This window comes from Janthinobacterium sp. GMG1 (assembly GCF_034427795.1).
GTDB lineage: Bacteria > Pseudomonadota > Gammaproteobacteria > Burkholderiales > Burkholderiaceae_D > Janthinobacterium.
In genome coordinates this window covers 24,015-46,606 of sequence record NZ_JAXQNT010000003.1, presented here as the reverse complement: position 1 = coordinate 46,606, position 22,592 = coordinate 24,015, and the positions used below count along the sequence as shown (strand labels likewise).

General features: G+C 60.5%; 25 protein-coding genes. 16 read left to right on the top strand and 9 right to left on the bottom strand.

Annotated elements, in window-relative coordinates; translation table 11 throughout:
- The first annotated feature begins 58 nt into the window (after nt 1-58).
- The 6 genes from SJI03_RS09130 to SJI03_RS09105 are packed head-to-tail and all read left to right on the top strand — an operon-like array spanning nt 59 to nt 2,823.
- A complete protein-coding gene (locus SJI03_RS09130) occupies nt 59-658 on the top strand; it encodes a hypothetical protein (protein WP_322426926.1) in 600 nt (199 codons plus the stop codon).
- Between the two features lie 29 nt (nt 659-687).
- Nucleotides 688-1,122, top strand: coding sequence for a DUF1801 domain-containing protein (locus tag SJI03_RS09125; RefSeq protein WP_322426925.1), 435 nt, complete (start codon nt 688-690; stop codon nt 1,120-1,122).
- Nucleotides 1,119-1,670: a hypothetical protein gene (locus SJI03_RS09120; RefSeq protein ID WP_322426924.1), complete on the top strand. Its 552-nt coding sequence runs from the start codon at nt 1,119-1,121 to the stop codon at nt 1,668-1,670. The genes SJI03_RS09125 and SJI03_RS09120 overlap by 4 nt, the downstream gene beginning before the upstream one ends.
- Before the next feature lie 21 nt (nt 1,671-1,691).
- Nucleotides 1,692-2,135 (top strand): GNAT family N-acetyltransferase, encoded by a 444-nt coding sequence (locus SJI03_RS09115; protein ID WP_322426923.1) that lies wholly within the window; start codon nt 1,692-1,694, stop codon nt 2,133-2,135.
- Nucleotides 2,132-2,647: a DUF3592 domain-containing protein gene (locus tag SJI03_RS09110; RefSeq protein ID WP_322426922.1), complete on the top strand. Its 516-nt coding sequence runs from the start codon at nt 2,132-2,134 to the stop codon at nt 2,645-2,647. Before SJI03_RS09115 ends, SJI03_RS09110 begins: the two co-directional genes overlap by 4 nt.
- On the top strand, nt 2,644-2,823 hold the full coding sequence (locus SJI03_RS09105; protein WP_322426921.1) for a hypothetical protein: 180 nt from the start codon (nt 2,644-2,646) through the stop codon (nt 2,821-2,823). Before SJI03_RS09110 ends, SJI03_RS09105 begins: the two co-directional genes overlap by 4 nt.
- 156 nt (nt 2,824-2,979) lie before the next feature.
- Here the strand turns inward: SJI03_RS09105 and SJI03_RS09100 are convergent, their stop codons facing one another.
- A complete protein-coding gene (locus SJI03_RS09100) occupies nt 2,980-3,996 on the bottom strand; it encodes a DNA-binding protein (RefSeq protein ID WP_322426920.1) in 1,017 nt (338 codons plus the stop codon).
- Nucleotides 3,997-4,253: 257 nt separating this feature from the next.
- On the opposite strand from SJI03_RS09100, the gene SJI03_RS09095 reads away from it, so the two are divergent.
- Complete coding sequence (locus SJI03_RS09095) at nt 4,254-5,237, top strand: tyrosine-type recombinase/integrase (RefSeq protein ID WP_416208742.1); 984 nt, start codon at nt 4,254-4,256, stop codon at nt 5,235-5,237.
- Between the two features lie 55 nt (nt 5,238-5,292).
- Here SJI03_RS09095 and SJI03_RS09090 read toward each other — a convergent pair whose 3' ends face one another.
- The 4 genes from SJI03_RS09090 to SJI03_RS09075 form a co-directional block, all read right to left on the bottom strand.
- On the bottom strand, nt 5,293-5,625 hold the full coding sequence (locus SJI03_RS09090; RefSeq protein WP_322426918.1) for a hypothetical protein: 333 nt from the start codon (nt 5,623-5,625) through the stop codon (nt 5,293-5,295).
- A 162-nt stretch (nt 5,626-5,787) separates the two neighbouring features.
- On the bottom strand, nt 5,788-6,240 hold the full coding sequence (locus tag SJI03_RS09085; protein WP_034748275.1) for a PaaI family thioesterase: 453 nt from the start codon (nt 6,238-6,240) through the stop codon (nt 5,788-5,790).
- A 33-nt stretch (nt 6,241-6,273) separates the two neighbouring features.
- Nucleotides 6,274-6,765, bottom strand: coding sequence for a MarR family winged helix-turn-helix transcriptional regulator (locus tag SJI03_RS09080; protein ID WP_322426917.1), 492 nt, complete (start codon nt 6,763-6,765; stop codon nt 6,274-6,276).
- Nucleotides 6,766-6,810: 45 nt separating this feature from the next.
- Nucleotides 6,811-7,983: a citrate synthase family protein gene (locus tag SJI03_RS09075; RefSeq protein WP_322426916.1), complete on the bottom strand. Its 1,173-nt coding sequence runs from the start codon at nt 7,981-7,983 to the stop codon at nt 6,811-6,813.
- A 100-nt stretch (nt 7,984-8,083) separates the two neighbouring features.
- On the opposite strand from SJI03_RS09075, the gene SJI03_RS09070 reads away from it, so the two are divergent.
- Nucleotides 8,084-8,629: a GNAT family N-acetyltransferase gene (locus SJI03_RS09070; RefSeq protein WP_099376772.1), complete on the top strand. Its 546-nt coding sequence runs from the start codon at nt 8,084-8,086 to the stop codon at nt 8,627-8,629.
- Nucleotides 8,630-8,647: 18 nt separating this feature from the next.
- On the top strand, nt 8,648-9,712 hold the full coding sequence (locus tag SJI03_RS09065) for an FAD-binding oxidoreductase (protein ID WP_322426915.1): 1,065 nt from the start codon (nt 8,648-8,650) through the stop codon (nt 9,710-9,712).
- Nucleotides 9,713-9,715: 3 nt separating this feature from the next.
- On the opposite strand, the gene SJI03_RS09060 is transcribed toward SJI03_RS09065, so the two are convergent.
- A complete protein-coding gene (locus SJI03_RS09060) occupies nt 9,716-10,174 on the bottom strand; it encodes a hypothetical protein (RefSeq protein ID WP_322426914.1) in 459 nt (152 codons plus the stop codon).
- 1,148 nt (nt 10,175-11,322) lie between these two features.
- Between SJI03_RS09060 and SJI03_RS09055 the strand changes: the two genes are divergently transcribed.
- The 5 genes from SJI03_RS09055 (at nt 11,323) to SJI03_RS09035 (ending at nt 16,779) form a co-directional block, all read left to right on the top strand.
- A complete protein-coding gene (locus tag SJI03_RS09055) occupies nt 11,323-11,508 on the top strand; it encodes a hypothetical protein (RefSeq protein WP_158301091.1) in 186 nt (61 codons plus the stop codon).
- Between the two features lie 153 nt (nt 11,509-11,661).
- Entirely contained in the window at nt 11,662-12,402 is a 741-nt protein-coding gene (locus SJI03_RS09050; RefSeq protein ID WP_322426913.1) for a CPBP family intramembrane glutamic endopeptidase, read from the top strand.
- Between the two features lie 18 nt (nt 12,403-12,420).
- Nucleotides 12,421-12,636: a hypothetical protein gene (locus tag SJI03_RS09045; RefSeq protein ID WP_099376767.1), complete on the top strand. Its 216-nt coding sequence runs from the start codon at nt 12,421-12,423 to the stop codon at nt 12,634-12,636.
- 657 nt (nt 12,637-13,293) lie between these two features.
- Nucleotides 13,294-14,601: an HlyD family secretion protein gene (locus tag SJI03_RS09040; protein WP_322426912.1), complete on the top strand. Its 1,308-nt coding sequence runs from the start codon at nt 13,294-13,296 to the stop codon at nt 14,599-14,601.
- 42 nt (nt 14,602-14,643) lie between these two features.
- A complete protein-coding gene (locus SJI03_RS09035; RefSeq protein WP_322426911.1) occupies nt 14,644-16,779 on the top strand; it encodes a peptidase domain-containing ABC transporter in 2,136 nt (711 codons plus the stop codon).
- A 37-nt stretch (nt 16,780-16,816) separates the two neighbouring features.
- Here the strand turns inward: SJI03_RS09035 and SJI03_RS09030 are convergent, their stop codons facing one another.
- A complete protein-coding gene (locus tag SJI03_RS09030) occupies nt 16,817-17,698 on the bottom strand; it encodes a LysR family transcriptional regulator (RefSeq protein WP_322426910.1) in 882 nt (293 codons plus the stop codon).
- Nucleotides 17,699-17,795: 97 nt separating this feature from the next.
- Between SJI03_RS09030 and SJI03_RS09025 the strand changes: the two genes are divergently transcribed.
- Together SJI03_RS09025 and SJI03_RS09020 are read left to right on the top strand one after the other, a co-directional pair.
- Nucleotides 17,796-18,380 (top strand): GNAT family N-acetyltransferase, encoded by a 585-nt coding sequence (locus SJI03_RS09025; protein WP_322426909.1) that lies wholly within the window; start codon nt 17,796-17,798, stop codon nt 18,378-18,380.
- A gap of 128 nt (nt 18,381-18,508) precedes the next feature.
- A complete protein-coding gene (locus SJI03_RS09020; protein ID WP_322427328.1) occupies nt 18,509-19,993 on the top strand; it encodes an MFS transporter in 1,485 nt (494 codons plus the stop codon).
- Between the two features lie 4 nt (nt 19,994-19,997).
- On the opposite strand, the gene SJI03_RS09015 is transcribed toward SJI03_RS09020, so the two are convergent.
- Nucleotides 19,998-21,041, bottom strand: coding sequence for an alpha/beta fold hydrolase (locus SJI03_RS09015; RefSeq protein ID WP_099376760.1), 1,044 nt, complete (start codon nt 21,039-21,041; stop codon nt 19,998-20,000).
- Nucleotides 21,042-21,069: 28 nt separating this feature from the next.
- Nucleotides 21,070-22,509, bottom strand: a complete 1,440-nt coding sequence (locus SJI03_RS09010) for an alpha/beta fold hydrolase (RefSeq protein ID WP_322426908.1) — start codon at nt 22,507-22,509, stop codon at nt 21,070-21,072.
- Nucleotides 22,510-22,592: the final 83 nt, after the last annotated feature.

The window sequence follows — 22,592 nt, the reverse complement described above, 5'->3', positions numbered from 1 at the left end:
TTCTGGCAATACGGACGGTTATGCTCGCCGCATCCTGACTCGATCACTGACGCCTTTCATGCACCATCGCCAATTGCTTGCCATTCCCCTGCTCGTTGCCGCTCTGGCCGCCCAGGCGCAGGACCGCACGGCCGATCCCTTGGCGCAATGCATCAACCGCAGCGCGTTCCAGTTCAGGCAGCAGGACCGCTTGCCCGCGCAGGTGACGACGCGCAGTGTCAAGCTGGCAACGGGTGAAGGGCAGGTATCGGTGGCCGACGGCTATCGGCTGATGTTGTTCCACAAGAGCAGCTTGCCCTTCGTGAATCTGAAAATCGAACGCAGCGCCGAAGGCAGGTTTGCCGCCGACCGCGACACCATCGTGGCACAGCTGCAGCAGATGGCGGCCAACAGCAAGGCTCCGCATCTTGTGTCGCTGGAAACGGACACGCGCCAGGGCGTGGAAGTGCTAGGATTGAACAACCCGAATATCACGCAATCGGCCGGCGTGATCAGTCTATACACCTTGCTGCAGGCCGCCAGCGGGACGGTCGCCACCGCCTATCTGCTCAACCAGCCGGCAGATAAACGGGAATTCGCGACGGATGCGCAGTACCTGGTCTTGCGCGACCAGTTCATCGCTGCGCTGGCCGCCTGCATGGCCGATGCGGCGCAGTAATGCGTGTATGCATGAAGGAGATGCCAGCCATGAAAAAAACAGCACCGGGCACGCCACCCGATGATGAAGCGGCGAGCAGCGCCTCCGCCGCCAGCCTGATCGATGCGAAAATCGCCTCGCTGGCGGACTGGCGCGGCAAAACCCTGGCCAGCGTGCGCGCGCTGATACGCCAGGCGGACCCGGACGTGGTCGAAGAAGTCAAATGGCGCGGCGTACCCGTCTGGTCACATGCGGGCATGATTTGCACGGGCGAAACCTATAAACTGGCCGTGAAACTCACTTTCGCCAAGGGCGCCGCCTTGCCCGATCCGGCCGGCCTGTTCAATGCCAGCCTGGACGGCAACACGCGCCGGGCCATCGACCTGCACGAAGGCGCGCACCTCGATACCGCGGCATTCAAGGCGTTGATACGCGCCGCCGTGGCGCTAAACACGACGCCGAAACCAAAACGGACGACGACTTGAGACAATATCTGTATATCTGGCACGACCCTGCCGAGCGCATGCTGATCGCTTCCGGCATCGAATTCAAGGATTTTCTTCCGGCCCTCGGCGAGTCCGGCGGCATCGTGCTGCGCAGGGGCAGCGCCGGCACAATCAAAAAGCCTGCCGCATGGCAGACCTTGGCGGGGCAACAATTGGCGGCCCTGGCCCAGGAAGACCTGCACGCCTGCGGCAGCCATGCCTGGGCCGATTGGCAAGGCGCAGCACCCGCTGTGCATGAAGTGGAAGTGGCCGCAATGCTCGACCACCGTGGCGCGCTCGCGCCGCTGCCTGCCTTGCGCGGCCGCTTCCTCGCCTTTGCCCATGACGACGGCTGGTATCTGAAACTGTTTTACGGGGAATGGGACGACGCGGCCGCTTTGCTCGCCGGCGCCATCCCGCCAGGCTTGGGCACGCTCGACCTGGAGGCGCTGCAACAGGGTGGTAACGGCTACTGGCTGCAAGACGGCATGGTCGACCTTGAACTGACAACCCACGACATCGACAGCGTGCTGAACCGCCGCCTGTAATGAATGAATAACGCGCCAGCCATGTGCCTGATTCGGTCCTTTACCAGCGCGGACACGCCGTTCTGCACCGCCATCCTGGCCCTGGCCGGGCGCGACGCCTTCGGCCCTGTCGCCGACAGCGCCGTTTTCACGGCGGCCACGCAGGGCGAAGAGATCCTCGTTGCCGAATCCGATGGCAGCGTCGCCGGCTTTGCCGCCGTGTACACGGGCGATGCCCCTGATTATTTCCTGCACCATCTGTACGTGCACCCGGCGCACAGCGGCCTGGGCATCGGCGCGCACCTGCTGGCGGCCGTCGTGGCCCGTTTCGGCCCGCACCTGAGCCTCAAGACGCAGCTGGCCAACACGGGCGCGCGGCGTTTTTATGCGCGCGCGGGCTGGATCGAGGACGAAGGCGACGGCGGCATGGACCGCCTCGGCGCGTGGATACGTGTGCGCTGCCAGGCCGGGGCACCTGTGCGATGAAGGATCCTGGCGCGATAGACCCGGCCCTGGCGAGAATGATGGGCTGGTTCCTGATCCTGCTTGCCATTCCGGCAGGCTATTTTTCCTTCTGGCGCGCGTACGACAAGCTCACATCGCCCGCCTGGCCCGTGACGAGCGCCGAAATCGTACGCAGCAGCATGTATCAGCGCACGGGCAAGTCGCAGGACTGGTGCGTCAAACTGAGCTACCGCTACAGCGTGGAGGGCGAGGCCTACCGCAGTTCGCGCATCGGCGTCTCGCGCATCGGCAACGCCGGCTGCCACCGCGACCAGTCCGTCACCGCGTGGCGGCTGGCCAGCATGGCGCCGGGCGCGCGCATCCGCGTGCATTACCGGCCGAGCGACCCGAACGAGACCGCCGTGTTTCTCGCCGGCCTCGATTTCCTCGATTATTTTGGCGTTGCCGTGGCGCTCGTCCTGTTCGTGGTCGGCGTATCGGAAGCGCGCAAGCGAGAGCCAGCCGCTGACCCGCTCCGACAAGGCCGGTCATGATACCGGGCGCATCGGCAACGACCTGTTCGCAGATAGGCAGCGATGTCTGTCAGCATGCCGTTGTTGCCACCGTGGCTGACAAGGATGCGCAAGGCAACCATGGCGCTTCGCAAGCGCGCAGCACGCCGTCAGGCAGCGGTTCCTGCCCCGGCAGTTCCTGGAACGCGGCCGTGTAGCAGGGGCGCCGGCGCTAGCGTGCGCCAGCAGCGGCGCGCCGATCGGCGTCAAGGTGAAATGTTGCGCATACGCAGGCGAAATAGTGGGACGAACCCTGGAAACTGGCGATGCCCGTCCGGGGGCCATCATAGATATCCCAGGCCATGTAAACGGGTTCAGACATCGCGTTGCTCCTTGGTGTGCAGCGCCAGGCGCGCCGCCATGCCGGCGTTGTCGCGCAACAAGCCGTCGCGCTCCTGCGCCAATGCGTCCATTTTCTGCTGCGATAGTTGCCCATGCTCCGCCAGCATGTCGAGCTGGCGGTCTTGCGCGGCCAGGGCCACCTTGGTATCGTTCAGCGCCAGCAAGGCCGTATCGAGCTTGGCCAGCAGGGCGTCGGCGGACGCGGCGGCCTGCAAGTATTGAAATTCGAACTGGTCGCGCTCCGGGCGCACGGTGGCCAGCGCTGTACGGTCGGCCGCCGCGTCGTCAGCCAGGCGCGCGTGTTCCGTCTGCAGCTGGTTCAGGCGCATGTCTTGCTGCACCAGCGTCGCTTGCTGGCCCTGCAAACGCTGCTGCAGCTGGGCGTTGTCCTGTTCCAGCCGGCTGATCCGTTGCTGCGCCTGCGCCCGTTCCTCGCTGCGCTGGGTGGCGGCCGCTTCCTGGTAATGGTCGAACTGCGAACGCACCTGCGCCAGCTGGCGATTCAGCGCCGCGATTTCCTCGCCCCGGTCGGCCAGGCGCTGCGCCAGTCCCGCGTTATCGCTGTGTAAGGTGGCCAGCGTAACGGCGCGAAAATGGTGCTCTTCTTTCAGTTGCGCCAGCGCATGCTGCGTGGCGCGCAATTCCTGGGTGAGGGCGGCGCGCGCCTCCGTCAGTTTCAAGCGCTCCGTTTCCGTCTTCTTCAGCTTTTCCAGCGCCGCATCGAGTTCGGCGCGGTTTTGCTGCATGCCCGTTTCCAGCTGCTGCGCCACGTCGCGCTGCTGCTTGTCATACACGCCGCGCATCGCTTCCATCAGCTCGGCCGGCAAGCCTGCCTCCGTTTTGACGGCCCCCGCGCCCTGGAACTCTTCCTTCCAGCGCTTGAGCAGGGGGGCGATGGTGCTCTTGCTGCCCGTGCTGCCCAGCGCTTCGCGCACGCTGTCGACCGTGGGATTGCGGCCATCGGCAGCGACGATTTGGGCTGCTTTCATAACATCAGAGTACAAAATGCCGGTGCGGGCCATAAAATCACCTATGAACGAAATTTAGTAACGTATTACATGATACGTAATATGAAATAATATTACGATATAAATTTTCGAAATTTTTTCAAAATATAAGTCGCGATAAGATCGCTTATCGCGTGTTATGGGGGTGGTTTGCATGCTATTCTGTGACTCTCCCAGTACAAAACCGCGATTTCGCCACCGCCATGCCCGATTTGCCCCTCTCGAAACGCCGTGCCGCCATGCCCAAAAGCACCGCCGTCGCCGCCGCGCCATTACATGGCGCCCTGATCGATGCCGAGCTGGCCGCGCGCTATCATGCCTTTTTAGCCGCCGCCACGTCCGATAACACGCGCCGCACCTACCGTTCAGCCATCCGCCACTTCCAGGCCTGGGGCGGAGCGCTGCCCGCCGACGAGTCCACCGTCATCCGTTACCTGATGGCGTATGCGGACAGCCTGAACGCGCGCACCCTGGCCCTGCGCCTGACGGCCCTGTCGCAATGGCATGTGTACCAGGGCTTCGCCGATCCCGCATCCACGCCCACCGTGCGCAAGACCCTGGCCGGCATTGCCCGCCTGCACGGCAAGCCAAAAAAGAAGGCCAAGGCGCTGCCGCTGGAAGACCTGGAAACGATCGTGTCCAGACTGGCCGCGCTGGGCAACGTCAAGGCCTTGCGTGACAGCGCCTTGCTGCAGCTGGGCTTTTTTGGCGGTTTTCGCCGCAGCGAACTGGTGGGATTGAGGGTGGAAGACGTGAGTTGGGAGCCGCAGGGGATGGTGATCACCTTGCCCCGCTCGAAAACGGATCAATTGGGGGAGGGCATCGTCAAGGCGATCCCGTTCGGCGACGGCGTCTGCTGTCCGGCCACGGCCTTGCGCGCCTGGCTGGCCGCGGCGCATATCCGCACGGGGCCGCTCTTGCGCAAGGTGAACCAGTGGGGCCATGTGAGTATGAAAGCGCTGCACGCGAGCAGCATCAACACGATACTGGAAGGCTGCGCCAGGCTGGCGGAGCTCGATTACGTGCCGGAACTATCGAGCCACAGCCTGCGTCGCGGCATGGCTACCAGCGCCCACCGGGCCGGCGCCGATTTCCAGGCCATCAAGCGCCAGGGCGGTTGGCGCCACGACGGCACCGTGCATGGCTATATAGAGGAGGCAGGGCGTTTCGAGGAAAATGCGGCCGGGAGTTTGTTGAAGGCGAAGAAGAAGGCGGCGGGCTGAAGCGCCCGACGATACCTTGCGGCGGACCGCCGGTTGACCGACTGTTATCCCACATTCAACTGATGACATACCCGAGCAAATACAGTACAACCGTAAAGACTGCCAGCAGCAAGAGTCTGCTCAGTTTTTTAGATGTGGTAACGCCGGGCCTTGCGCTAAGCCATCCCGTCACCATAAAAATGAACGATGGGCCAAGAAGATAGGCGACAAGCGCGGCAGTGACCCACCAGGATACCGAACACGGCCCTATTTCGTAGCAAGCGCTGGAGTCGTGGCGCAACAGCTTGACATGAAACCAGAACGGCAGGTGACTGCCGGCGACCATTGCAGCCCAGCTTGTTAGCAGTCCAGCAATAAGAAACCCTAGTGATAAGCCAATACGTTTCACTTGACCTCCAAACCAATCAGGGGTGTTGCTGCTTGTAGAGAAACCAGGTCAAGACTGCCATGATAAACAGCGAGAATAGCGTGCTGATACACACTATCCACGTTGCGTGATGCTTTCAAGCCTGCAGCACGCGTCAGACTTCTGCAATGGTGCCAGTGTGGCTCATGCGGCCGCCTGCTCCCGGGGGCGGATGATCATGCAGGTGGCCGTCGCGTGCGCGTACACTTTACCGGCTTCGTCGCGGATCGTGCCTTCGGAAATGACCAGGTTGCGTCCCGCATTGATGACTTTGCCTTCGGCGTAGACCGTCACGTTGAAGGGCAGGGGACGGCACATCTTGATGTTCAGGTCTGTCGTGCCGTAGCTTTCGCCGGCCGGCAAGACTGTGTGCGTGGCGCAGCCCGTGACCGTGTCGAGCACGGTGGCCGCGAAACCGCCGTGCACGCCGCCCATGGGATTGGTGTGCGTTTCATTCGCCGTCGCCGTGAAGATGACACGGCCATGTTCGACCGTGTGCGCATCCATGGGCATGGTCTTGGAAATGCCAGGCCGGGGGAACAGGCCTTGCGCGAAAGCTTGCATCAGTTGCAAGCCGGTCATGTCGTTCGGGTGCATGGGTAACTCCTGTGGTGGTGGTGTGGGGGTGGGTCAGACGTCCTGCGCAAAACGCAGGCGCGAGGCGTGCAGCAGGAAGCGGGCGACGACGGCCAGTTCTTCCTCGCTGAAACCTTGCTTCAGTTGTTCATTCAGGCTGTCGAGCAGGGGCAGGGCGGCGGCCAGCACCTCGCCGCCCCTGGGCGACATGTGCAGGGTGCCGGCGCGCGCATCGAGCGCCGACTGGCCGCGCACGATCAGGCCGTTTTCTTCCATGCGCGCCACGAGGCCCGTGACGGCCGAGTTTTTCAGTTGCAGCGCCCGTCCCAGATCCTTGAGTTGGCAGCCTTCCTCGCCCTTCAGGGCGAACAGGGCGACCACTTGTGTGCCGGAAAAACCCAGTTCGCTGGTAAAGACGGCATCGGCCGAGCGGAACAGGTTCTGGCGCGCCAGGTTGAGCAGATTGAACAGGCGCGGCGAACGCTCGCCCAGCGGGCAAGCGGCGGCATCGGGAACGTCTGTGGTAGAGGGAGTATTGGTACGCATGCGAAGTATACTACTACGTATGCGTAATAAATCAAGTGTCAATTGCTAGTCGCGCTGGTGGCGTCCGATATAGCGGGCGCGTGGCCGTATCAGCGCCGCGCTGGCGGCTTGCTCGGCGGCATGCGCTATCCAGCCGGCGGAGCGGGCCAGGGCAAACACGCCCATGCCAGCGCCCTCGGGCCAGCCGAACGCCAGCTCCATGGCCGCCAGCGCCAGGTCGGCGTTCGGACGCGCATCGAGCAGTTCGCCCGCCACCGCGCACGCCGCCAGGATGGCGCGCAACTGCGGGTACCCATGCGACAGCGCCGACAGATGGTCCAGCAGATACGCGGCGCGCGGGTCGCCCCGCGGATACAGCGGATGGCCAAAGCCGGCGAATTCCGGCGCAATGTTCTTGTAAAAGGCATTGATGTTATCCCTGGCGTCTGGCGCGGCCAGCGCCTGCGTCAACATGCACCGGGCCGCCGCGCTGCCGCCGCCATGTCGGTCTCCGGACAATGCTGCCAATCCTGCACTGAGCGCCATGGGAAGGCTGGCGCCCGTCGAAGCGACGCAGCGCACGGCAAAAGTGGACGCATTCAATTCATGGTCGGCCAGCAGCACGAGGGCGGCACGCAGCAATTCCGCCTGTTCCGCGTCAGCCTGCCATGCCAGCGCCAGTTGCAGGTGCAGCGGCAGGGCGGATGGCGCCGTCTGCAGCAGGGCGGCGGCCAGCAGGCGCATCAAGGCGGGGCCGGACTGCAGTGAGTGCGGAATGGCCGCTGGTGTCAGCATGGCCATGGCCAGCATGGCGCGTGCCAGCGGCTTCGCATCGGATGCGCAGGCCAGTCCTGGCGGCAGGGCAGGCGCGTCTTGCTGGAAATAGTCGCTCGCGTTATCGTCCCACAGCAGCCCGGCGGCCGCTTCCAGGGTCGCGTGCCGGGCCAGCGCTGTCGCATCGCAGCCCCGGTACAGCAGTCGGCCGTCGAGAATGTGGGAAATCCGCGTTTCCAGCACGGGCAAGCCCCAGTGCATCGCAGCCACGGCCGTCTGGCCACCGCGCTTCGCGTCATTTCTACGGGCCGCCAGGCGCAGCACGTCTTCCTGCGGATAGCGCTTGCCGCGCGATGCTCCATTGCTGACGGAAGCCAGCAAGCCCCGGCTGACATAGGAATACAGGGTGGGCAGGCTGACGCCCAGGAGGCGCGCCGCCTCAGAGGCGGATAAATCGTTGTTCATGGCGGCCATTGTAGCGTTTGTCACTTTATATTGATTGATGGAATCAAGATTGACGGGCCGGGCCGCGCCTCACTAGACTCATGCCTTTCCAGGAGTATCCATGAGCACACACACCATTCGCACCCTGCGCCCGGACGACGCCGGGTCCCTGCTGGCTTTCGAGCAAGCCAACCGGGCCTGGTTCGAACGCCATATCGACCGGCGTCCGGACGCTTTTTACAGCATCGACGGCATCAAGGCCCACGTCGCGCAATTCCTGGACGAGCACGCACAGGGCCGCATGCACCCCTGCGTCATCGTCGACGAACACGGCAAGCTGATCGGACGCGCCAACCTCAAGGACATTGACCGGCAGCAAGGCGTGGCCGAAGTCGGCTACCGCATCGGCGAGCAGCAAGCGGGCAAGGGCCTGGCCACGGCCGCGCTGCACCACCTGATCGCCTTGGCGCAAGACGAGTGGCGGCTGGCCAGCCTGTGCGCCTACGCCATCGACGGCAATGCGGCATCGATCCGCGTGCTGGAACGCTGCGGTTTTGTGCAGGGAATTGCCGTGCCCGATATTGCCATCGTGGCAGGCAACGTTGTCGATGGCCATGCGTATGCGCTGGATTTGCGGGCGGCTGGGGTAGACTCTATCCTGTTATAAAAAACAAAGTTGTCAAATATGAATCGTGAAGTCCCAAAACGCCCAAAACACATCGTCGTCATCGGCGCCGGCATCGTCGGCGCGTCGCTCGCATACCACCTTGCCAGCAAGGGAACACAAGTTACCGTGGTGGAGGCGGACGGCATCGCTTCCGGTGTGACGGGCACCTCGTTTGCCTGGATTAACACGTCCTGCGCCGGGATTGACCCCATTGCGGCCCTGCGCGGCGGCGCCATCGCCGCCTGGCGCCGGCTGGAAACGCAGGTGCCCGGCTTGACGGTGCGCTGGCATGGCGCCTTGTCGTATGGCACGCAGGATGGGCGCGTGTCGCCCGAGTCCCTATTGATTGACCGCTCGCGCATCGCCCAGCTTGAACCGCAGCTGCGGCAGCCGCCGGGACAGGCCGTCCACGAGCCGGAGCAGGGCGCGCTCGACGCCGTTGCCGCGACGCATGCCTTGCTGGCAGCGGCCCGGGCGCTGGGCGCGACGGTCCTCACGCATATGCCCGTGCTGGGCTTTGTGGTCCAGGACGCGCAGGTGACGGGCGTGGAAACGACTGCTGGCATCATTGAAGCGGATGTGGTCGTGCTGGCGGCAGGCACGGGTACCGCCGCGCTGGCGGAAAAACTGGGCGCCAGCCTGCCGATTCTCGCCTCGCCCGCCATCTTCCTGCGCTACCAGGCACCGCCTGGTCTGGTGCGCGGCATTATTTCCAGTCATGCAATGGAGGTGCGGCAGGGTGAGGATGGCACCGTGCTGGCAGCGGAAGACTATGTGGACGACGCGCCGGACAACCAGCCCGCCGCCATGGCGCTGCGCACGGCCAGAGCGATCCGCAACGAACTTGCGGGCGCCGACGCCATCGCGCCGGAATTTGCCGCTGTTGGCCTGCGGCCCATGCCCTTTGACGGCGTGCCCGTCATCGGCTATTTGCTGCAGGTGGGAGGCGTATATGTGTGCGCCATGCATCCGGGCGTCGTGCTGGCCGCCATCGTGGGCCAACTTGCCAGCGAGGAAATCGTCACTGGCGAGCCAGCATCAGCCCTGGAGGCTTGCCGGCCTGCGCGCTTTCTTGCGTCCTGATTCTTAAGGCACAGGTATTACAAACACGGGCAGGATGAACGGCGCCGGCTCCTGCTCATCGCCTTCCTCCGGCGGAGCCTGCATATAGTGCTCATTGCGCCAGTCCCCGTTCACCACGCGGTCGGCGATCAGCGCCAGATCCTGCGTTTCGCGCAGCTCGCAGCGAAACGGCAGCCGGCCATGCGAGCGTGACACCAGGCTGTAGCGCAACTGGCGGCATTGCGCATCGTGCCAGCAATAGAACAGCATATCCTCGCCAATGAGCGCGCTGCTGCATGCCGCGATCAACTCTCCAATGAATGCAACGATGTCCGCCGCATGGATCTGCGGCGTTTCCTCCTCCGTCGGCGAAAAGCTCCACATATTGGTGTTCGCTTCGTGATTGATGTCGTCGGCATCAACGAGCACCTCATCGCTTCGCGCCATCTCCAGCCAGGTATTGACTGTCTTGCAATTCATCATGTCATTGTTCCAGTAAGTAATTCAGTAAATAACTCAGTAAGTCTCCACGCATGGCTTCGATCCCCGCCTCCAGCACGTCGCCAGCACCGCCTGGCGTTCCGCGCCCTTCGCGCACGGGAGGACAGGGGGCATCAGTTTAACGTGCTATCGCTCTTCGCGGCAGTGAGGTGGCGTCTCGGCGAGTGGATGGACATGTCCGATTTCTTGAGTACCGCGAGTGGAACCGCCTGGCGCGCAGCTTTTGGATGCATCCAGGCGTTGCCGCAAGACCCCTGAGAAAATTTTTAGGACCAATCTTATATACGGTGGAAATGATTGGTTTTACGATAAAAATATAGCAAGACACTTGCGTAGTTGATGACTTATTTTTTGGGAGAACGGTGAAGCACGGCGTTGTTTCTGCCGGCATGTGGGCGACGGGCGCTTTGAGCGATATTGGTTACTTTGAAAGAACCCGAGTACCGATGGACAAGCGCTAGCGTGAATATTTATAAACATCAAACACTCTTGATGATATATGAGAAATATTGATAAATGTGAAATAATTTCAGTAATTTTTTTCGTGACATCGATTGCCTTGCTATATTTTTTATTGAGTAAATGCGTATTGATTTCCTATTGGCTGCTTGATTTCTCAATGCGCCATCCTTTTATTTTTCACGGAATCATCATATCTTCCATCTTCTTGACTTTTGTTTTTTTGTATATTTACAAGTCAAGAAAGGGAGCAGTTGAAAAGATCGAGAAATGCAACTAGGGAGCCGCTGATTTACTCGGATTTTCGACCAACACTCGTATGTAATTCTTTGATTTTCAATGTGATGAATTTCCGAAAATTGAATTAGCAAGCGCTTCTCCAGGAATGTAATGGTTGATGATTAATTTTCCGTCTTTAAGAAGTTTCGAATGGTTATTGATTAGATCGTGAGTTTTTGTCATTGCATGTTTATAGCATTAAAAATTTTTATATTCCACGCATTATTTATGATGAAAAATTCTTAGGAGTGACTAACAATATATGATATGCGTTACAAAAAATTTTTACCAAAAATGCGTTAGGTAGAATGTTTCGCGCGGCATGAGCGGGCGCCACGCGAGATGGCGGGGGAGCTGAACGTATTATTCAGCTAATTTATTGAGGAGATTTGATGCAAATTTTGACAATGGAAGAAATAGGATTGATCTCTGGTGGCCGACCTATTCAGCAAGTCGTCATCAGAGCAAACAAGATGAGTCAGGAAGAAAAAGATCAGTATGATTGGGATAATAGTTGGTATGGAAGTGCTCTTAATAAAGGCCTGGAGTTTCTCTTTAGTGATTGGAATGAACATTGATTCAATAGTATTTTCTTGGTAATTTCGTCAAAAAATCAGTCGATTTTCAATAAATAGGAGGGGGCTAATGTCTCCTCTTATTTTTTAAAAATATGTTTTTCAAATAAAAGATGCAGAATGGCGGAGCATTGCTAAACGATTACCGGAGAGATAATGCCAAGTAAAATTAATTTTTATTATTTCGCGTTTAGTGCAACCATGGCGCTGCTCTATTTCTTTTATCGACTTTACCGTGAAAAATCGAGGCTGTCGATAATTTTGTTTGCCAGGCAAACAGCTAAATCATTTTTTTCTGGAACTTTGACAGCCTTTTTACTTAAAATCGTCATTTTCATATTCTGTGCGTTAATCGGTGGCTTCAAATTCATCGGATTTGACATGAATGTATATTCGGCATTCTCGGTCATTCTCTATTCATTAACGGCGGCATTATTTGAGGAGATAATTTTCCGTGGAATTTTAATGTCAGCTCTCCTGATTTTGTCGCAAAAATTCGTTCCTCGCTACTTTGCAGTTATTGTGCAGGCATTGTTTTTTTCCGGGCTACATCTGCAGTCATCATTTCAAATCAATCCGTTTATTCTGTCTACGTTTATCTTTTCCTTATGGATGGGACTTGTTGCGATTCGAACAAAAAATTTATGGTGGCCAATCGGATTTCACTTTACCTGGAATCTAAATCATCTGCTTTTAATGGGTAATAGATCGGAATTTATGCCGAAGTTTGGCCCTATATTTGAGTTTCAATATAGGCAATCAGTCTTCGGTTTATTTTTTATCAGCGCGGCTTTAATTTTCTATTTTATTTTTCTTATTTTCAAGGATGCTATTTTCATGAAATCAATGGGATTTTCTGACCGAATTTTCAGAAAACCGACTGTTTCATCTGAGTGAATATGGCAAGAACTTACCATGATGGAAATTGATGAAGTCAATGGCGGTAGAAAAATGGTCTCTTGGGACTGGGATGGCATGGCCTCAGGAGCTATCGGTGGTGCCATCGCGGGCACCATAGGTGGCGCATTTTCCGGTGCCCCCGGTATGGCTGCGGGTTTCTTGGGCGGCTTGGTTGGTGGAGCTGTCGCCGGCGGTCTGAAATTCTCCGATAACGGCTCTTATTGTAATTAAATCGCTTAAAAAAAAGGAGCCTCTATGGCAAAGAACTTATTAATGGCTTTGGTGGCAACTTTGATTTTTTCTTTTGTGTTTCCATTGATCTACCCATTGGTGAACGGCGCCGATGGGAAGGCATCGTCGGTAGTAATTTCGTCTGTGTTCTTCTTCATCGCGATGATGGCTGCATTCACTCTTTACTCTCGTAACAAAAAGTAGTTTTTAGAGCGTTCGGGGTTCAATTCGAACGCTCTATTATTTTATATATCAAGAACTTCCTAGTTATAGATGCGTTTAAAGAATAAATTCGGCTTCTTCTCCTGCCATATTTTCATCGCCTGAATCAGTATTTTATTATCCAGGGTGTGTTGGGGGATTTTGTAATTTTCTATTTTCAGATAGTTTCGTCGCGTCGATTCCAGTTCGCCCCTAAGTAACCCCCACTAAATTATTGTGATTTCTGACTTCCATAACCGGCGCTCTGCGGCGTTGCCCGCTGCTAGCAGTGCTCGCACTGCGTCGCAGCGGGCGCCTTGCATAGCATCTGGTTCTGTTCGTCATAATTTCACAATAATTTCCTGAGGATTACTTAGAGCCGAAACGGGTCTGATTGACAATCTCGCTGATACGGCCATTGAAGCACTCAACCATGCCATTGAAAAGTTCATTATTTTGAATGACCAGTTAATCTCTTCAGCTATTGTTGCGGCATCCGCCCACACAATTAAGCCCCTGTTCCGCCAGCAAGCAATCGAGCATCTGGGCAACAAGCAATACGGCACGGTGCTGCTGGCGCGGCCCGTCAGCCATCTGTTCCTGACCTGGCTGTTCCTCGCCATCGCGCTGGCCATCGTCGCTTTCTTTATCTTCTTCAGCACCACGCGCAAGGCGCAGTCGCAAGGTGTGCTGTTGCCGACCAGCGGCGTGATCCGCGTCATGCCAGGCCAGGCTGGCGTCATCGCTGGGGTGCGCGTCAAGGAAGGGCAGGCCGTGCGCGCGGGCGAAGTGCTGTTCGTGCTGTCGGGCGAGCGCAGCAGCACCAATGCGGGGGCGCCCCAGCAGGTCGTATCAAGCCTGTTGAAAAGCCGGCGCGACAGCTATGACGCGGAATTGCAGCAGTCGCGCCTGCAATCGCGCCAGCGCATGGCGGCGGGACAGCGCCGCGCCAGCGACCTGGCGGCGGAGATATCCCGCATGGATGACCAGATCGCGCTGCAGCAGCGCCGCATCAGCCTGGCGGAACAGTCCTACCAGCGCTATGGCGAGCTGCACGCCACCCATTACATTTCGTCGGCGCAGCTGCAGGATAAGCAGGCCGAGCTGCTGGACCAGCACCAGCGCCTGGCGGAATTGCAGCGCATCAAGTCGGCCAGCGGCCGCGACCTGGCCACCACGCAAGCGGACGTGCGCGACTTGCAGGTGCAGGCGCAGCGCGACACGGAAGGTTTGCAGCGCAATGTGTCCGCCATCGAGCAAGACCTGACGGAAAACGAGGCGCGTCGCGAAATCCTCGTGCGCGCGGCGCAGGATGGCATGGTCACGGCCATCACCACCGAACTGGGGCAGACCGTGGCGGCCAACAGCGTGCTTGCCTCCGTATTGCCGCAAGGCGCCCAGCTGGAAGCGGAAATCTACGCGCCGTCGCGCTCGGTCGGCTTCATCAAGCCGGGCATGACGGTGCTGCTGCGCTACCAGGCCTATCCGTACCAGAAATTCGGCCAGTATCCGGCGCTGGTGCGCGAAGTGGCCAGCACCTCGCTGCGGCCCGAAGAGCTGGCGGTGCCGGGCGCCGTCAGCGGCACGAATGGCGAACCCTTGTACCGCATCCGTTTGAGCTTGCAGCGCCAGAGCGTGCAGGCGTATGGCGAAACCCTGCCCCTGAAGTCGGGCATGCTGGTCGACGCCAGCGTGCTGCTGGAACAGCGGCGCCTGTATGAATGGGTGCTGGAACCCCTGTTCAGCATTTCCGGGCGGCTGTAAGCCCCCATATTGATTTTCCACAATACTTTACGTCTGCGCTTCATGCACCTCCCTGATCTCGCCCACCTGTCCTTCTGGCGCAGCCAGCGCCTGCCCGTCCTGCTGCAAACGGAAGCGGCCGAATGCGGCCTGGCCTGTCTATCGATGGTGGCCAGCTACTGGGGCCACCAGACCGATATTTCCAGCATGCGCCGGCGTTTTTCCGTCTCCCTCAAGGGCGTCACGTTAAAAGGGTTGATGGCGATGGCGCAGGGGCTGGCCCTGCATACGCGGCCCTTGAAACTCGACATGCAGCATTTGCCCGAGCTGAAGCTGCCCGCCATCCTGCATTGGGACTTGAACCATTTTGTCGTGCTCAAGTCCGTCTCCGGCAGCCATGCGGTGATCCACGATCCGGCCGTGGGCGAACGGCGCCTGCCGCTGGCCGAAGTGGCGAAACACTTTACGGGCGTGGCGCTGGAACTGACGCCCACCGCCGAATTCAAGAAGGCCGAGGAAAAACAGCAGTTCTCCCTGCTGTCGCTGATGGGGCGCGTGGTGGGCCTGAAGCGCGGCTTGCTGCAATTGCTGGTGCTGGGCCTGGCCTTGCAGGTGTGCGCGCTGGTGGCGCCGTTCTACATGCAGTGGCTGGTCGACGAGGCGCTGCTGGCCGCCGACCGCGACCTGATCACCGTGCTTGGCTGCGGCTTCTTGCTGCTGGTGCTGGTGCAGACGGCCATCGGCGCCGTGCGTTCCTGGATCGCCACGGTGCTGGCCACCAATCTGAACTTACAATGGCTGGGCAATGCCTTTGCCCATCTATTAAAGCTGCCGCTGCCGTACTTCGAAAAGCGCCACACGGGCGATATCGTCTCGCGCTTCAATTCGATCCAGACCATGCAACATAGCCTGACGACGCAATTCGTCGAAGGCGCCATCGATGGCGTGCTGGTGCTCGCCACCCTGGGCATGATGCTGGTCTACAGCCCGCTGCTGGCGGGCGTGGCCTGCATCGCCGTGCTGCTGTATGTGTTGCTGCGCTGGGCCCTGTTCAAGGCCATGCGCGAAGCGACGGCCGAACAGATCATCCACGCGGCCCGGCAACAGACGCATTTCCTGGAATCCGTGCGCGGCATCCAGAGCATCCGCCTGTTCGGCCGCGCCGCGGAACGCCGCGCCAGCTGGACCAACGCGCTGGCCGACCAGTTCAATGCCGACCTGCGCATCGCCAAGCTGTCCGTGTCTTACCAGACGGCCAATACGTTGCTGTTCAACGCCGAGCGGGTGATCGTCATCTGGATGGCGGCGCTGGCCGTGCTGGACAACCGCTTTTCAGTGGGCATGCTGTTCGCCTTCATCAGCTACAAGGACCAGTTCAGCCAGCGCATGGCCAGCCTGGTCGACAAATTGTTCGAGCTGCGCATGCTGCGCCTGCATGGCGAACGGGTGGCCGACATCGTCCTGACGGACGCGGAAGAAGACGGCAACGATGTCGAGGTGGACATGGACGATATCTCGCCGTCGATCGAGATCCGCAACCTGACGTTCCGCTATGCCGATGGTGAGCCGGATGTATTGAGCGGCTTCAATCTGCACATTCCCGCCGGCCAGTGCATCGCCGTCACCGGCCCGTCCGGCGGCGGCAAGACAACCTTGCTCAAGCTGTTGCTGGGCTTGTTGCAGCCGACGCAAGGCGATATCCTCATCGGCGGCATCCAGCTGGGCAGCCTGGGCTTGACGAATTACCGTCAATTGCTGGGCACAGTCATGCAGGAAGACACCCTGTTTGCCGGCTCGATCGCCGATAACATCAGCTTCTTTGCCCCGTCTCCGAATGACCGGCAAGTGCAAGCCTGCGCGCACCTGGCCGCTGTGCATGCGGAGATCGCCGCCATGCCGATGGGCTTCAATACCCTGGTGGGCGACATCGGCAGCGGCCTGTCCGGCGGCCAGAAACAGCGCATCCTGCTGGCGCGCGCCCTGTATAAAAACCCGAAACTGCTGGTGCTCGACGAAGCGACCAGCCACCTCGATACGCACAACGAGCAAGCCGTCAACGCCGCGATCCGGAAAATCCAGCTCACACGCGTGATCGTTGCGCACCGCCCGGAAACCATCGCCATGGCGCAAAGGGTAGTGGTGTTGCAGCAAGGGACAATCGTTGTGGATGTCATGCAAGAACCACCGGATGCCTCATGAAAGTCTGAGCAACAAGTCCACTACATCGCAGCGACAATCACCCCCGCGGCCCATCCAGCAGCAACTCCGCCAGCCTCGTCGTCAGCCACAAACTGGTCTCGCTGAGCTTTTTGCCATGTATCGATAGTCTGCGCACAGGCAGGCGTGACAAGGCCAGCGCGGGGCAGGGCACTTCCTGCAGGTAACCCTTGTAATTGTCGTAGTTGGCGATGTTCAGGGGCAGGATGGCCCAGCCCAGCTCGTCCGCGACCATCTCGGCAATACTGTAAAAACTGTCGGAAAACCAGACGGCGGGGCTGAAGGCGTGTTCGCGGTTCAGTTCGGAATCCATGATCAGCTGGCGGTAGCGGGTCAGCTCGTTGCGGCTCACTTCCTGGCCGTGCGCCATGGCATGGCCTTTTGCCACGAACACGCCTTGCGCCACGCTGCCGATGTGCTGCTGTTCCAGTATGGGCGAGATGGGGCCGCGGTCGAAGTGGAAGGCCACGTCGGCTTGCTGCTGCTCCACGTATTGCGCCACTTCCGACGCCGTGGCGTTGAGCATCACGAGTTCCAGCGCCGGGTAGCGCGCCGCCAGTTCTTTCACCAGGGTGCCGATGGCCAGGTAGGGCAGGGCTTCGTCCAGCGCCAGGGTCAGCTGGGCTTCGGGCGCCTCGCTCAGCAGTTGCGCGCGCAGTTGCAAGCGCTCGGCCTGGCGCAGCAGTTCGCACGCTTCCAGGTGCATCACCTTGCCCGCTTCCGTCAGCACGGCGCTGCGGCGCGAGCGGTCGAACAGTTCCACGCCGAATTCCGCTTCCAGTAAACCAATCGAGGTGCTGACCACCGATTGCGCGCGACCCAGCCGGCGCGCCGCGCCCGAGAAAGAGCCGGCCGCGACAGCCGCTTCAAAGTAGCGCATTTGTTCCAAAGTCCATTGCATGGCATCCACCTATCTGTTTTACAGATGGATTTTAACTTGAATGCCATTCAGGGCCGACATAAAATGCCTTTACATTTTCAACAACACGAGATCCGCCATGAAAAACGCCCAGGCCAATTCAACCGCCATCAGCTTCAGCTGGTGTCACGACGCCACTGCCGAAGATACCTTGTGCAAGTTATATCTTGATAACGTCAGCGCCGACTATATCTCCCATTCGGAGCTGCAGGGCGAGCGCGCCGACGCGCCGGGCAACTGGCGCGCGGACTTGCCAGAGGTCATCCGTGGTGAAATCCGCGCCGCCCTGTCGCATGACTGGGCACATGGCGATTCAACCCTGCTGGCCGTTGCCACGCAGGATGATGCCATCGTCGGCATGGCCTTGGTTTCCATCGACACGCGCCAGCGCGCTTCGAAATCGTTCGCCGCGCTGGACGATCTGGTCTTGCTGCCTTCCGTGCGCGGCAGCGGCATCGGCAGCCAGCTGGTGGAATGGGTGGCCGACGAGCTGCGCAACCACGGCATCGCCCGTTTGTTCCTCGAATGCGGCGCGCATAACCTGACGGCGCAACAATTCTTCCAGGGCCGCGGCTTCAAGCAAGTCTCCGTCGTCATGCTGCGTGAACTCGACGTGCCAGAAGTGACGGCCGCCGTGGATGACAAGGATGGCGACCGTGGCTGACGCCCGCCGCCCCCGACCAGCCCAGGCCCGTGGCAGCCTGGAACGTAAATATTTGCGCAGCACCAAATTCATCCAAACCGATAGTTGTTAAAAGTTACACTAAAATCCATGAGTTGTTTATGCATCCAATGAAAAAATGGCTGACGCTGGCCATCGTCTCCAGCGCCTTGTTCCTGATCGTGGTCGACATGACCGTGCTCTACACCGCCTTGCCCGCGCTGACGCGCGACTTGCAAGCGACTTCTTCGCAAAAACTGTGGATCATCAACGTGTACGCGCTGGTCGTCTCCGGTCTGCTGCCCGGCCTCGGCACCCTCGGTGACCGCTTGAGCCACAAACCCGTTTTCCTTGCCGGCCTGGCCGTGTTCGGCATCGCCTCGCTGTGCGCCGCATTTTCGCCCGCGCCGGAGTGGCTGATCTTTGCCCGCGTGCTGCTTGCCATCGGTGCCGCCTTGATGATGCCGGCCACCTTGTCCATCATCCGCCTGACCTTTACGGACAACCGTGAGCGCTCGTTCGCCATCGGCGTGTGGGCGGCGATCGCCTCGGGCGGCGCCGCGTTCGGCCCCGTGCTCGGTGGTTTCCTGATGGAACATTACTGGTGGGGTTCCGTCTTCCTGATCAACGTGCCCATCGTGCTGCTGACCCTGGTGCTGGCCGCCGTCGTCCTGCCAAAACGGGCCGGTAACCGCGACAAGCCGTGGGACTTGAAGGGTTCCCTGCAAATCATGATGGGTCTGCTTGGCGGTGTGTATGCGATCAAGGAGCTGGGCAAGTCGCAGCCGTCGTATGCGCTGGCCGCCGCGTCGTTCGCCGTGGGCGCCTTCTTCATGCTCAAATTCGTGCGTCGCCAGAAGCGCCAGGCCAAGCCGCTGATCGACTTCGCCCTGTTCCGCGAACTGCCGTTTTCCAGCGCCGTGGCCGCCGCCATGGTGGCGTCCGCCGCCCTGATCGGCATGGAACTGGCGCTGAGCCAGCACATGCAGCTGGTGCGGGAACTGTCGCCGCTGGAAGCGGGTCTGCTGCTGCTGCCATTGCCGCTGGCGTCCGTGTTTGCGGGGCCGCTGACGGGTTTCATGCTGCCGCGCGCCGACAAGGCCAAGGTGTTGTGGGGTTCGCTGCTGCTGTCCGGCATCGGCATGGCAGCGTATCTGGTGCTGCATGACGCCGCGGTCTCGGCCCAAGTGGCCAGCCTGGTAATCCTTGGCCTGGGCCTGGGCGCCGTCATGACGGCCGCATCGAGCGCCGTGATGCTGAACGTGGCGCCGCAACAAGCCGGCATGGCCGCCTCGATCGAAGAAGTGTCGTATGAACTGGGCGCCGTGATCGGCGTGACGGTGCTGGGCACGATTTTGTCGGCCGTCTACAGCGCCACCCTGGTGATCCCGGAAAGCGCGGGTCTGCTGCCGAACGCCCATGACACCCTCGATGCGGCGCTGCTGGCCGCCGAGCAATTGCCGGCCGAACTGGGCTTGCAAGTGTCGGAACTGGCCCGCTCGGCCTTCGACAAGGCGTTTATTGTCGTGCTGGCAACGGCTTCCGCCATCCTGATGGCGGCCGCGGCCACCATCCGCCACCTGCATCTGCGGGCGCGCCGGGCGATCTCGATCTAATGGATCAGCGCTTCAGCAGCGGCGCCACCTTGTCGCGCAAGACGGTCCATTGGGCGTCGTGCACAGCCTGGTTGGGGTCGTGCCCGGCCCGTTTCACCACGTTAAAATCCTTGGCCGGCGCGGTGATGCTGTCAAAGTAGGTGCGCGCGATGATGGGCGAGGTCAGCAAGTCCGCTTCGCCCATGATGAAAAACACGGGCAAGTCAAAGCGCGTGCCCAGCGCGGGCAGGTCGACCTTGGCAAACATGCCGTCGCCGCGCAGGCCGATGAACTGGATGTACGAGTAGTCATCGGCCGCCTCGGCATCCGCCAGGGCTTGCGGCGTGGCGTAGAACGGCGCCGGCTGCCACCAGTGTTTCGGTGGCGCATCCGTTGCCAATCCTTCATATTTGCGGTCGAAGCGGCGCAAGATGCCGAAGTTGCGCGGGTCCGTCCATGGCGGCGCACCGAGCGCCGTCAGCTTGTCCACCGTAGTGGTATCGCCGGCCGCCTGCGCCAGCGCAAGCACTTCCCGGTACATGCCGCTCTCGTTGGCCCGCGCATTGACCACCTGCGCCGTGCCGATATACGCGTGGAACAGGTCGGGGCGCGCCTTGGCCATGTGCACGCCCAGTATCGATCCCCAGGAACTGCCCATCAAAATGACTTTCTGCTGGCCCAGATGCTGTTCGATATAGCGCGCCACGGCGATGCCGTCGTCGCGCATCTGCTCTACAGTCAAGGGCACGTCTTCTGTTGGCTGCTGTTTCGCATACGTCATGCCGGCGCCGCGCTGGTCCCACTGCACCAGGGTGTAGTGGCGTTCCCAGCCGGCGTAGATGGCATCCGCGTAGGGACTCAGCGCATTGCCGGGGCCGCCATGGATGAACAGGATCACGGGATTGCCGCAGGCGGCGCCCGTGACCGTGATCCATTGCTCGATGCCGTTGATGGGCACATAGCCTTGTTCGCGCACGGCTTGCGTGGGCGAGGCACACGCAGGTACGGGAGCCGCTTGCGCCGTGTTGAAACAAGTTAAGAGCAGCAATGCCAGGCCTGTGATGCGCATATTGTCCTCTTCTATATAGTGGGGGGAACTACAGCGTGCAATCCTGCGCTGCCTTGCCGGCAATAAAACGGGTGCTGGCCTGTTCAAAACAGGCGGGCGCCGTCCACAACAGGAAATGCGGGGCCTTGCGCACGGTAGACAGGACCACCTTGCCGGCCTTGCTCTGCGTCAAAGCCTGCACTTGCGCCTGCGCGCCCGCATACGGCGTCTTCGGGTCCAAGGTTCCCTGCAGCACCAACGTTGGCGGCATTTTCGCCGGCAAGGCGCCGAAATAGGCGTCGCGTGGGTAGGTCGGCAAGCCGCCGCCAAGCAGGATACGGGGCAGGGGACTGGTAAACAGCAAACTCTCCTCGTCGCGGTCGATGTCGGCGGCCGTCCAGCCGGGGCGCAACGATGGCTGCAGATTGTTTTCCGAATTGCTGATGATGCTGACCAGCGGAATCGACAGCGGCGACTGGGAATAGCTGCCCAGGCTGGCCGCCGCCTGCGTCAAGGTGGCGCGCACGGCCGTCAGTTCCGCCTCGCCCCCCTGGTCCAGCTCGCGCAGCAGATACGGAATGCGGACGCGGGCGGACGGCACGTCGAGCATGCCGCCCAGGAAGTTTTTCAGGTTCTTGCCGGGGATCTTCGCCAGCAGGGCGGGATCGGCTTGCGCCTTGTCCAGCACGCGGCGGTACAGGCTTGCGGCCGGCTCGCCCAATGCCGCATGGCAAGCGGCATCCGCGTCGCATTCGGCCAGCACCTGCATGCCGACCGTGTTGACCACGTGCGAACGCTGGCTCAAGTCCCGGTGCGCATCCGTTTGCGGCGGCACCAAGGAGTCGAGGATGACGCCCTTGACGGGCAGCGGCCCCAGCTGCAAGGTGCGCAAGACCAGCTGCGTACCGTAGGACACGCCATAGACATAGACCGGCGGCTTCCTGCTACCCCGCTCGCCTTCGATCAGGGCCTTCAGATCGCGCGCGGCCATCGTGATGGAAAACTGCGCCGCGTATTCCGGCATCAAGTTGATGCCGGCAAAGCAGCTGCCCCATTCCGCACCGGACAGGGCGCGCCCGCCGGGACTTTCTCTGGATTCTTCCACCTTGCACAGGCGCGAAGAATTGCCCGTGCCGCGGTGGTCGGGGATCAGGAATTCAAAGCCGGGAAAGCTGCGGCGCAAGGTGGGCAGCAAGCTGTAGAACGAGGCGCCCGATTCGCCGGGGCCGCCCGCCACCAGCCACAGGGTGCCCCTGGCGGGCTTGCCTGCAGGCACGTCGGCAGCAAACTTGCGCACGAAGACGTGCATGGCGTCCCTGTCGCCCACAGCGCGGCCCTGATCATCGTAGCTGCCGGGCACGTTCAAGCCCGAGCACAGGCTGCCGGGCATGGCCGTATCGGAGCAGGGGGTGAAGTACATCGGTTCGGCATGCAGGGAGGTGCCAGCCAGCAGAGTGGCCAGCAGGGTCAGGCGGGGCAGAAAGGTCATCGGCTACTTTGGCGAAGGTGGAGATCAGCCGCCAAAGTAGCGTTTTTTACAGCAATTGTCCAGATTGAAATATTTCTGGCAGG